Annotated in this window: 7 protein-coding genes; 5 read left to right on the top strand and 2 right to left on the bottom strand. The window is 62.9% G+C overall.

Annotated elements, in window-relative coordinates; all coding sequences use genetic code 11:
- Positions 1 to 160: 160 nt before the first annotated feature.
- Positions 161 to 1786 (bottom strand): PvdJ/PvdD/PvdP-like protein, encoded by a 1626-nt coding sequence (locus NIBR502773_RS27880; protein WP_141157482.1) that lies wholly within the window; start codon positions 1784 to 1786, stop codon positions 161 to 163.
- Positions 1787 to 1928: 142 nt separating this feature from the next.
- On the opposite strand from NIBR502773_RS27880, the gene pvdM reads away from it, so the two are divergent.
- Genes pvdM through NIBR502773_RS27865 form a run of 3 tightly spaced genes read left to right on the top strand, consistent with a single transcriptional unit; the run spans position 1929 to position 5473 of the window.
- Positions 1929 to 3278 (top strand): pyoverdine-tailoring dipeptidase-like protein PvdM, encoded by a 1350-nt coding sequence (pvdM, locus tag NIBR502773_RS27875; RefSeq protein WP_141157481.1) that lies wholly within the window; start codon positions 1929 to 1931, stop codon positions 3276 to 3278.
- A gap of 18 nt (positions 3279 to 3296) precedes the next feature.
- A complete protein-coding gene (locus NIBR502773_RS27870; protein WP_141157480.1) occupies positions 3297 to 4568 on the top strand; it encodes an aminotransferase class V-fold PLP-dependent enzyme in 1272 nt (423 codons plus the stop codon).
- A gap of 32 nt (positions 4569 to 4600) precedes the next feature.
- A complete protein-coding gene (locus tag NIBR502773_RS27865; RefSeq protein WP_141157479.1) occupies positions 4601 to 5473 on the top strand; it encodes a formylglycine-generating enzyme family protein in 873 nt (290 codons plus the stop codon).
- A 122-nt stretch (positions 5474 to 5595) separates the two neighbouring features.
- Here the strand turns inward: NIBR502773_RS27865 and NIBR502773_RS27860 are convergent, their stop codons facing one another.
- The gene (locus tag NIBR502773_RS27860; RefSeq protein WP_141157478.1) at positions 5596 to 6426 is read right to left on the bottom strand and encodes a N(5)-hydroxyornithine transformylase PvdF; all 831 of its coding nucleotides are present in this window, start codon (positions 6424 to 6426) and stop codon (positions 5596 to 5598) included.
- 200 nt (positions 6427 to 6626) lie between these two features.
- Between NIBR502773_RS27860 and NIBR502773_RS27855 the strand changes: the two genes are divergently transcribed.
- A complete protein-coding gene (locus tag NIBR502773_RS27855) occupies positions 6627 to 8279 on the top strand; it encodes a cyclic peptide export ABC transporter (RefSeq protein ID WP_141157477.1) in 1653 nt (550 codons plus the stop codon).
- Positions 8280 to 8434: 155 nt separating this feature from the next.
- Positions 8435 to 10810, top strand: coding sequence for a TonB-dependent siderophore receptor (locus NIBR502773_RS27850; RefSeq protein ID WP_141157476.1), 2376 nt, complete (start codon positions 8435 to 8437; stop codon positions 10808 to 10810).
- The last annotated feature ends 110 nt before the right edge of the window (positions 10811 to 10920 follow it).

Genomic DNA, 10920 nt, shown 5'->3' with positions numbered 1-10920 from the left:
AGGCGCAGCCGCAGGCCTGGAGGGGCTTCCGGCAGGGTTGGAAAATTAAGGGATTTGGGCGCTGGGGGGTGACATGGGAAGCGGGGACAAGAGGGAGGCAGCGAGGGTTCAACGTTTTTTCAGGGCAGGTAATCGCTCCCGAACGGGAGCGAGAACGTCGCTAGACGGTCTTCACCTTCAAATGCCGCGCATACCAGGGCCGCTTCGGCACGCGCTTGAACAGGCCCTGCAACAGGTGCTCGTCCTCACCAAAGGTAATGCGCAAGGCGAGCTTCATGGTCTCCGGGTCCATCTCCATCGACTTGCCCATCTGCAACCCCGGGGTGGTGCTGCAGCCATGGGTGTCCGGGCCCAGCCACGGGTCGTCGACTTCGACCCAACGCCCCGGGGCGAACCAGGCCACGCCGTTGACGTCCAGGCGCCGGACTTCGCCGGGGTTGAAGCGTTCGTGGGCGCGGTACCAGTCCTCGATACGGTCGTCGATCCAGCCGTGGAAGTGCCAGAACACCGGGTTCACATGGGATGAAAACGGATCGCCGAGGAAGTCGTTTTCCGCCGCGTACCAGCGCGGGGCAAAGTCTGCCGGGTCGCGGGCCAGGGGTACAGGGGCGCCGTTGGACGGGTCGCGGGGCACCGAGGCCCAGCGCATGTGCAGCCAGTCGTGCAGGCCCAGCTCCATTTCGGAGCCGAGTTGGCCCAAGGTCAGTCTGGCCAGGTAGCGCGGGTCGCGGTACTGCGATTCCCAGACCTGGAAGTTGCTGTGGTAGGTCTCGGCGGCCTTGATGTCGCTGACCCACTGGGTGTATTCGCTGTCGTCCGGGGCTGACCAGGTGGGCGGCAGCGCGAAGCCGTCGTGGTTGTCGAAGTAGCGCAGGAAGCCTAGGCGATCGCGCTCCAGCGCCGGTTGCGGTTCGGGGAATGCGGGCCACGAGGGCAGATCCTGCATGGAACGCGCGGTGCCGAGCATATGCCGGTGCATGAAGAAGAAATCGATGCCCGAGCCGTTGCGGTCTTTGTGTTTGCCACGGGCGTCACGCTCCTTGCCGCGCGGGCCGGGTTGCCAGCCGATGCCGCGCAGGGCGTCGCGCTTTTCTTCGGAGAGTTTGTGCCACTGGTCACGGGTGGCGTGCCACAGCTGGTGAAACAGGCGGTGCTCCGGAGCAATCAGCCAGGCCAGCAGGGTCGGGTTGAGGCCGATGCGTTGGCGAGCTTCGGGAAACAGCTGTTTGTGGGCGATAAAGCGGTTGTCTCGTTCGGTCAAGGCCAGGGGACGATCCAGGTCGAGGATGTGCCCACTGAGGGTGCCGCTGCCGGCGTTGGCGAAGTCGGCCCATACCTCATCAAGGGTCATCTTGAACTCATAGGCGGGTCTGCCGTCGACGGCATCACGATCGATCAGGCGCCAGTAGAGCAAGGCGCCCTCGCCCGTCAGCAGGTCACCCAGCACGCGGTAGCGCGGTTCGCCTTCGCTGCGCAGGTTGGCGGCGGTGTCCAGGTAGCCGCGCAGGCCACGGCCACGGGGGGCGATGTCGAGCAACAGTTCCAGGCCTTGCAGCGGCAGGCCTTTGAGGCCGGCGTCGCGGCCTTCCAGGCGCAGGCGCCACACCCCGCGCAAGGTGTTAGCCAGGTGCTGCCCGGCGGTGTCGGCCAGGTCCACGGTGGCTTCGCCGGGGGTGATGGGGAATTCTTCTTCGCGCGTCAACTCGCGATGGGCATAGAAAGCGGCCGGCACAGCCGCGCCGGTCAGCGCCAGGCCTGCGATGAACCCACGTCGAGAGATGGTCATTGTCTACCTTAGGAAACGGCTTTATCAGAGCTAGAACGTTTGCAGGCCGGGGAAATTTACCGCCCTGCCCGCGCCGCCTAAATTTCCCCGCGCACCACTCGTTCTTCCCTGATAGCAAAGGCCTCAACTGACTGAGATGGCAATGACAAAACCACGTTCGAAAAAGGCGCTGTACATCGGCTTGCCGCTGGCACTGGCCATCGGTGCCGGCGCAGGCTTCCTGGCCTGGGATCACTGGTTCAAGGGCAATGCCGGCTACCCGCTCGCCGTGATCAAGCAGGCCAATGAACTGCAGGACCGCCTGCTGTCGTTCGACAGCCACATCACCGTGCCCATGGACTTCGGCACCGCCGGCAACGAAGCGGACAAGGACGGCAGCGGCCAGTTCGACCTGGCCAAGGCGGCACGCGGTCGCTTGTCCGGCGCAGCCCTGACGATCTTCGGCTGGCCGGAAATCTGGAATGGCCCCAATGCCCCGCACAAGCCCACTGACGGCTTTGTCGAGGAAGCCCGCCACGAGCAGGAGGTGCGCTACAAGATCATCTCCGGCATGGTGCGTGACTTTCCCAATCAAGTCGGCATCGCCTATACCCCGGATGACTTTCGACGTCTGCATGGCGAAGGCAAGTTCGCGATCTTTATCAGCATGCTCAACGCCTACCCGCTGGGCAATGACCTGAACCAGCTGGACCTGTGGGTCGCCCGGGGCATGCGTATGTTCGGTTTCAGTTATATCGGCAATAACGCCTGGTCCGACTCATCGCGCCCACTGCCGTTTTTCAATGATTCCGTCGATGCCCTCGAAGGCCTGTCGGACATCGGCAAGCAAGCGGTGCAGCGCCTCAATGACCTGGGGGTGATCATTGACGTGTCGCAGATGTCGACCAAGGCCCTGGAGCAAGTCGCGCACCTGAGTCGCACGCCGATGGTGGCGTCCCACTCGGCACCGCGCGCGTCGGTGGACATCCCGCGCAACCTCAGCGACAAGGAACTGCAACTGATCAAGAACAGCGGCGGCGTGGTGCAGGTGGTGGGCTTCCCGGCCTACATACGCCCCCTGAGCCAGCCGACCCAGGACAAGCTCAACACCCTGCGCGCGCGTTTCGACCTGCCGCCACTGCCCAACCTGGCCATGGCCCTGATGCCGGGGGACGCGATCATCGCGGCATGGCCGGAGCAGAAGTTCGGCCAGTACGCCCAAGGGCTGTACGGGATTCTTGAGGAGGAACCCAAGGCCACGCTCAAGGACTGGGGCGACGCCGTCGACTACACCGTGCGCAAGATCGGGATCGATCACGTCGGCATCGCTTCAGACTTCAACGACGGCGGCGGTATCGACGGCTGGAACAACGTCGGCGAAATCCGCAACGTCACCGCCGAACTGCTCCAGCGCGGCTACTCCGAAGCCGACATCGCCAAGCTGTGGGGAGGCAACTTCCTGCGGGTCTGGGACCAGGTACAAAAAGCCGCCAGACCCTTGGCCAACCGCTAATCACCTAGAAGCAAGTCCATGACTGACCGTCGTACGTTTCTCAAGCAGGCCGGGGTATTCGCCGCCAGCCTGCCATTGGGTGCTGCACTCATCCCGCAGGCACCGGCTGCCACCACCACGGATGACCCATGGACGGGGTTCAAGCAGCTGTTCAACCAGGACCCGGATTACCTGCACTTCTCCAACTTCCTGGTGGCCTCGCACCCCAGGCCGGTACGCGAGGCCATCGAGCGTTACCGCGCACAGATCGACCGCAACCCAGGGCTCGCCATGGACTGGGACCTGGAGGAAACCTGGAGGCGCGAAGGCCAGGTACGCGAATGGGCCGGCCGCTACCTCAAGGCCACCCCGGCGCAGATCGCCCTGACCGGCAGCACGTCCGAAGGCCTGGCGATGATCTATGGCGGCATCAAGGTGCGCCCGGACCAGGAAGTCCTCACCACCGTGCATGAGCATTACGCGACCCAGAACGTGCTGGATTTTCGCGTGCTCAAGGAAGGCACCCAGGTGCGCCGGATCAAGCTGTTCGAGCGGGCCAGCCAGGTCTCTGCCGACGAGGTGCTGGGCAATATCCAGCGCAATATCCGCCCCAATACCCGGGTGCTGGGCATGACCTGGGTACAGTCCGGCAGCGGCGTGAAACTGCCCATCGGCGAGATCGGCAAGCTGGTGGCGGCGCACAACCGCAACCGCGACGACAAGGACCGCCTCCTCTATGTGGTGGATGGCGTGCATGGTTTCGGCGTGGAAAACCTCGACTTCCCCGACATGCATTGCGACTTCTTTATCGCCGGCACCCATAAATGGATGTTCGGTCCGCGGGGCACCGGGCTGGTGTGCGCGCGCAACCCTGAAAACACCTACGTCACGCCCATGGTGCCGACCTTCTCCGAAGACAAGGACTTCGCCACCATCATGACCCCCGGCGGCTATCACGCCTTCGAGCATCGCTGGGCGGCGGATGAGGCCTTCAAGCTGCACCTGCAACTGGGCAAGGCGCCGGTCCAGGCGCGCATCCATGGACTGAACGCCGAACTCAAGGAGCAATTGCTGGCGCACCCGCAGATCGAACTGGTCACGCCGCGCAGCCCCGAACTGTCTGCCGGCTTTACCTTCTTCCGGGTCAAGGGCCAGGACAGTGATCGGGTGGCGACCTACATGCAGAAGAACCGCGTAGTGATCGACGCGGTGGACCGCGACGTCGGCCCGGTGATCCGCACGGCGCCCGGCCTGCTCAACAACTCCGACGAAATCCAGCGTTTCATGACCCTGCTCAGCCAACGGTTGTGACGCGCCTTTTTCCCTTTGCACGAGAGGCCCCTATGACGCCACTGCGACTCAAACCCCTGACGACCCTGGCACTGACCGCCCTGTGCGGCGCGCTGCTGCCGGGCCTGGCCCAGGCTGCCACGCCGCAACCGGGCAAAGTGTTCAAGGACTGCAAGGACTGCCCGGAAATGGTGGTACTGCCCGCCGGCACCTTCACCATGGGGACGCCGGAAGACGAAGTCGGCCGCGAACCGGACGAAGGCCCGATGCATGACGTGACCTTCGCCAAGCCGTTCGCCATGAGCCGCTTCCACATCACCGCCGGTGAATGGGACAGCTATATCCGCCAGACCGGAGTGAAGATCGCCGACGGCGACACCCGCCCCGGCCGCGAATGCATCGCCAGCAAGCCGCGCTACCCCCAGGGCCCGCGCCAGCCGGCGGTGTGCATGGACATGGACGACATCAAGCACTACGTGGCCTGGCTGTCGAAAAAGACCGGCCAGCAGTACCACATGGTCAGCGAGGCCCAGCGCGAATACGCCGCGCGCGCCGGCTCCACCGGGCCATTCCCGTTCCCGTTCGACGAGGGCAAGGGCTACAGCATCGCCAAGCATGCCAACACCTACGGCCCGGCGGACGGCTACAGCTATTCCTCGCCCGTGGGCAGCTACCCGCCGAATGCGTTTGGCATGTATGACATGCATGGCAACGTCTATGAGCGCGTGGCCGACTGCGAGCACTCCAGCTACATCGGCGCGCCCACCGACGGCAGCGCATGGATGGAGCCAAACTGTGAGGGCTACATGATTCGCGGCAATGACTGGGGCGAGGCGCCGGTGTTTTCGCGCTCAGGGAACCGCAACACGATCTATCCGCAGACGCGGGGTGATTGGATCGGCTTCAGGGTCGTGCGCGATCTCTGAAGCTGACGGGATTTAATCTGGGAGGGGGCTTGCTCCCGATGGGGTGCGGCAGTCGACATCGCCATTGACTGATACTCCGCCATCGGGAGCAAGCCCCTTCCCACAGTCAAATCGTGCGCGGCTTAGACCCCCTTCTGCGCCAACAACTCCAGGCCTTCATGCAACGCCGGGAACAGGCTGTTATTGAAGTTGTTCCAACGCAACTCAAGGATGGTGTCGTCCGGCGAGATCTCGGTCTTGAGCACGTCGTGGAACACTTCGCCGGAGTCGATGCCGTTATCCACGTAGTGGAACGAGGCGCCGGTGAGGTACAGCGGCTCACACGGCTGCGTCTCCCTGGTCGCCCAATCCACCACGGTTTGTCCACGGGCACCGTACAAGGCATTCCAGGTGGCGTAGGCACCCCGGCGCTCATAGGGCGATTCGATACGGGTGATACCGGGGTGGATGTTCATGATGCGACGGGCAAACGGCGCACCGGGGCGCACCAGCTCGTCCAGGATCACCAGCAGGCCATCGAGCACCACGATATCGGCCTTCAGCTCCACCAAGGTGTCATGCAGGCGGCGTTCGAAATCCTGCTTGCCGGCAATATGTTCGGCGCTGCCCCGCGGCAGGCGCCGATAGGTGGACGGCACGCTCAGCAGCAGATCGTTGACCAGGCACCCCTGCACCCGCAGGTCGGCCGGGTACAGCCACTGGCGACCGGGCTTATAGGCAAAGCCGTAGTCGGCCACCAACTGCTGGTCCCGCGGGTTCTGCTCATCGTCGTCATACACCACGCCCACCAGGTTGTAGGCCTCGCCCAGTGGCGTGTCGTTGAGCGACCCCACCAGAAACTCCAGCACCGACTTCATGTAGCGCTCGTGGTCCTTGTAGGCCACCGGCTGGCCGGCCTTGTCGGCAGCGGCATTGCGCAGGGACCACACGTACACCAGGTTCTTTTTCGTCATTGTTTCGCTCTCGCTGGAAAGATCAGGCACGCGCCAATACGCGTGCGCCTACACCACAAGAACGAATCAGCCCACGCGCAATTTATCCGCCACCGCCACCGCCGGGCACGCCGAGCTAAATAGTCGCGCCAATCCTTCGTTTGTCATGGGTAAGGGTCTGTGTGCCCAGCCCCCTCTTTTTCACTTTCCGGGAAGTACTTATGACCGACCCCAAGCGCGGCGCCTTCAAAGGTTTGCTTGCATTGCTCAGGCCGTTTCGCACCATCGTGACCGTATCCGTCGCCCTGGGCATGGCCGGCGGCCTGGCCATCACGTTGTTGTTGGCGACCATCAATAACGCGCTGCATTCTTCCACGGGTATGACCCAGGGCGTGATCCTGAGCTTTGCGGCGCTGTGTGTGCTGGCGCTGACCAGTTCGATCGTCTCCGATATCGGCACCAACTATGTGGGCCAGCGGATCATTGCCGCCCTGCGCAAGGATCTCGGCGAAAAGGTGCTGTCGGCGCCCATCGAGCAGATCGAACAGTATCGCTCCCACCGCCTGATCCCGGTGCTGACCCATGACGTCGACACCATCAGCGACTTCTCCTTTGCCTTCACCCCGCTGGCCATCGCCACCACCGTGACCCTGGGCTGCCTGGGGTACCTGGCGTACCTGTCGGTGCCGATGTTCCTGATGATGGTGGTGGCGATCGTCATCGGCAGCAGCGTGCAATTCATTGCCGGCGCCAAGGGCATTCGCGGCTTCGACGAGGCCCGCGACCAGGAAGACGAGCTGCAACGCTACTACTCGGCAATCGCTTCCGGCGCCAAGGAGTTGCGCATCCACCGACCCCGCCGCTACCGCATGAACACCCACCGCATCCAGGAAACCGCCGACCGTATCAGCGATATCCAGGTGCGTTCGGTGAACATCTATATCGTCGCCAAGACCTTCGGCTCGATGCTGTTCTTTGTGGTCATCGGCCTGGCGCTGGCGATGCAGGCCTACAACCCGAACCCGGACCCGGCGGTGATCACCGGTTTTGTGCTGGTGCTGCTGTACATGAAGGGCCCGCTGGAACACGTGGTGGGTTACCTGCCGATCATCGGCAAGGCACGCATTGCGTTTGCGCGCATCACCGAACTGTCCGAACGCTTCTCTTCCCCCGAACCGCACCTGCTGATGGACGGCAGCGAAGCGCCGACACCGGTGGTGCACAGCCTGGAGCTGCGCGGCGTGAGCTACAGCCCGCCGCCGGTGGAAGGCAGCCAGCCGTTCCACCTGGGGCCGATCAACCTGAGCATCAAGCAGGGTGATATCGTGTTTATCGTCGGCGAGAACGGCTGCGGCAAGACCACCCTGATCAAGCTGCTGCTGGGCCTGTATCAACCCGAGGCCGGGGAAATCCGCCTCAATGGCGAAACGGTGACCGACCCGGCGCGCGATGACTATCGCCAGCTGTTCACCACAGTGTTCGCCGACTACTACCTGTTCGACGACCTGGTCCAGGGCAGCGCCACCCAATCGCTGGACAGCGCCGCCAAGTACCTGGAGCGCCTGGAAATCGCGCACAAGGTCAGCGTCAAGGACGGCGTATTCAGCACCACCGACCTGTCCACCGGCCAGCGCAAGCGCCTGGCACTGGTCAACGCCTGGCTGGAAGAGCGCCCGGTGCTGGTGTTCGACGAATGGGCCGCCGACCAGGACCCGGCCTTCCGCCGCGTGTTCTATACCGAACTGCTGCCGGACCTCAAGCGCCTGGGCAAGACCATCATTGTGATCAGTCACGACGACCGCTATTTCGACATCGCCGATCAGTTGGTACGGCTACGTGCGGGCCAGGTGGTGCACGAAATGGAGCCGGCCTGAAAATTCTTTTCCGGTTTCCACAGGTAGGAACGTCTCACTAGTGGTAATGAGAACCAACCACAACAAATATTTATAATCTGCCCACTAAATACCTAGAAGAGAATTCACCCATGCCAGCAACATTTGGTCTGAGTCCCTTGAGCAAGGCACTCTCCATGCGCCGCCTCTTGAACACCCACGTGCTCCCTGGTGCCATTGCCGTTGCGCTGACCCTGCCGGTCGCAGGTTATGTTCAGGCGCAGGAGATCGAGCTGAATGTCCCCGCCCAGTCACTGGGGAGCGCTCTTCAAGAATTTGGTCGGCAGGCCAATCTGCAAGTGCTGTACAGCCCGTCCGACGTGGAAGGCAAACGCAGTCACAAGGTCAAGGGCAAGATGCAACCTGGCCAGGCCATGACCACCTTGCTGACCGGGACGGGGGTCGATTACGACCTGCAGGGCAACACCATGACGCTCACGGCCGGGCGTTCGTCCGCCCTGGAGCTGGGCGCCACCCAGGTGACCGCCAACCAGCTCGGCACCATTACCGAGGGCTCCGGCTCGTATACTCCCGGCACCATCGCGACCGCGACCCGAATGGTGCTGACGCCCCGGGAGACGCCTCAATCGATCTCGGTGGTGACGCGCCAGGCCATGGATGACTTCAACCTCAAGTCGATCGACGACGTGATGCGCCATACCCCCGGCATCACCGTTGCCGCGTACGACAGTGAGCGGACCAGCTACTACTCCCGTGGCTTCGCCATCCAGAACTTCCAGTACGACGGCATTCCGATCCTGCAGGATGCCCAGTATTCGTCCGGCCACACCCTGACCGACACGGTGATCTACGACCGCGTCGAGATCCTCAAGGGCGCTACCGGCCTGCTGACCGGTGCCGGCGGCCCTGGCGGCACCATCAACATGGTGCGCAAGAAGCCAACCTCGGAATTCAAGGGCTACGTCGATCTGGGCGCCGGTTCCTGGGACAACTACCGCTCGGAAGTCGACGTCGGCGGTCCGCTCACCGAGACCGGTAACGTGCGCGGTCGGGCGGTGGCCGCCTACCAGGACAAGCACACGTTCCTCGATCATTACCAGCGCAAGACCAACGTGTACTACGGCATCCTGGAGTTCGACCTGTCACCGGACACACTGCTGACCGTCGGCGGCGACTACCAGGACAGCGACCCGCAAGGCTCCAGCTGGTCGGGCTCGGCCTCGCTGTATGACAGCGCCGGCAACCGCATCAGCACCTCGCGTTCGTTCAACAATGGCGCCAAGTTCAGCAAGTGGGCGCAGTACACCCGTACCGGTTTCGCGACCCTGGAACACACCTTCGATAACGGCTGGGTCGGCAAGGCCCAGTACAACCACCAGATCAATGGCTACAAGGCACCGCTGTCCGCCCTGCTGGCGCCCAACGTCACCACCGGTCAGTCCATGTTGCTCACGCGGACCTACAATGGCGAGACCACCAGCGACACCGGCGACCTCTATGCCACCGGGCCTTTCAGCCTGTTCGGACGTGACCATGAACTGGTGATCGGCGCCTCGGTCTCGCGCTCCCGCTGGCTGGGCCGCGACTACACCCGCGCCATCAACAACAACTACGACTATTTCAATTGGAACGGCGAGGTTCCCAAACCTGACCGTGGCCCGCAGACCAAACGCAACGACGAGCTCACCCGCCAGAGCGCCCAGTACATCACCGGCCGCTTCAGCCTCGCTGATGACTGGCACCTGATCCTGGGTACCCGGGTCAACAACTACGAGGTCAGCGGCACCAGCCAGGTCAAGGACACCGGCAAGGTCGTGCCTTACGCCGGCCTTACCTACGACTTCACCGAAAACCTCTCGGCCTATGCCAGCTTCACCGAGATCTACCTGCCACAGGACGACTACCGCGACCGCAACAACAAGCCGATCGAGCCGGATGAAGGCAAGAACTACGAGGTCGGCTTCAAAGGCGAATTCTTCGATGGACGCCTCAACGCCAGCCTCGCCTACTTCGAAGTGCACGAGAAAAACCGCGCCATCGACGATAGCGACTACATTCCCGACAGCTACCCGGGCCTCGACTATGCGTCCAAGGGCACCAAGGCCAAGACCAAGGGCTACGAAGCGGAAATCTCCGGCGAGCTGGCCCCCGGCTGGCAGCTGCAGGCGGGTTATACGCACAAGATCATGCGTGACAAAGAGGGTGAAAAACTCTCCACCTGGGAACCGGAAGACCAGGTCAATATCTACACCAGCTACAAGCTGACCGGCGCCCTGGACAAACTCACCCTGGGCAGCGGCGTGCGCTGGCAGGGTACGGGCTGGAAGCTGCTGACCAACAACTACACCACCGGCAGCCAGGATAACTTCTCCCAGGATCCCCTGTGGCTGGTGGACCTGATGGCTCGCTACCAGGTCACCGAGAACGTATCGGCCAGCCTCAATGTCAACAACGTCTTCGACAAGAAGTACTACACCAACATCGGCTTCTACAACTCGGTTTACTACGGTGACCCGCGTAACATCATGCTCAGCACTCGCTGGAACTTCTGATGCATAGACGCTAGACGCACCGCCCCAAGCCCCTGGCCATGCGCAATGACCAGGGGCTTTTTGCTGCCCGCACAACACGCAGGCAAGGCAAAAAAAACGCCCCTGGCCGT

The sequence above is a fragment of the Pseudomonas sp. NIBRBAC000502773 genome, assembly GCF_006517195.1.
Lineage (GTDB): Bacteria > Pseudomonadota > Gammaproteobacteria > Pseudomonadales > Pseudomonadaceae > Aquipseudomonas > Aquipseudomonas marginalis.
This window is presented reverse-complemented; position numbering and strand designations above follow the sequence as displayed.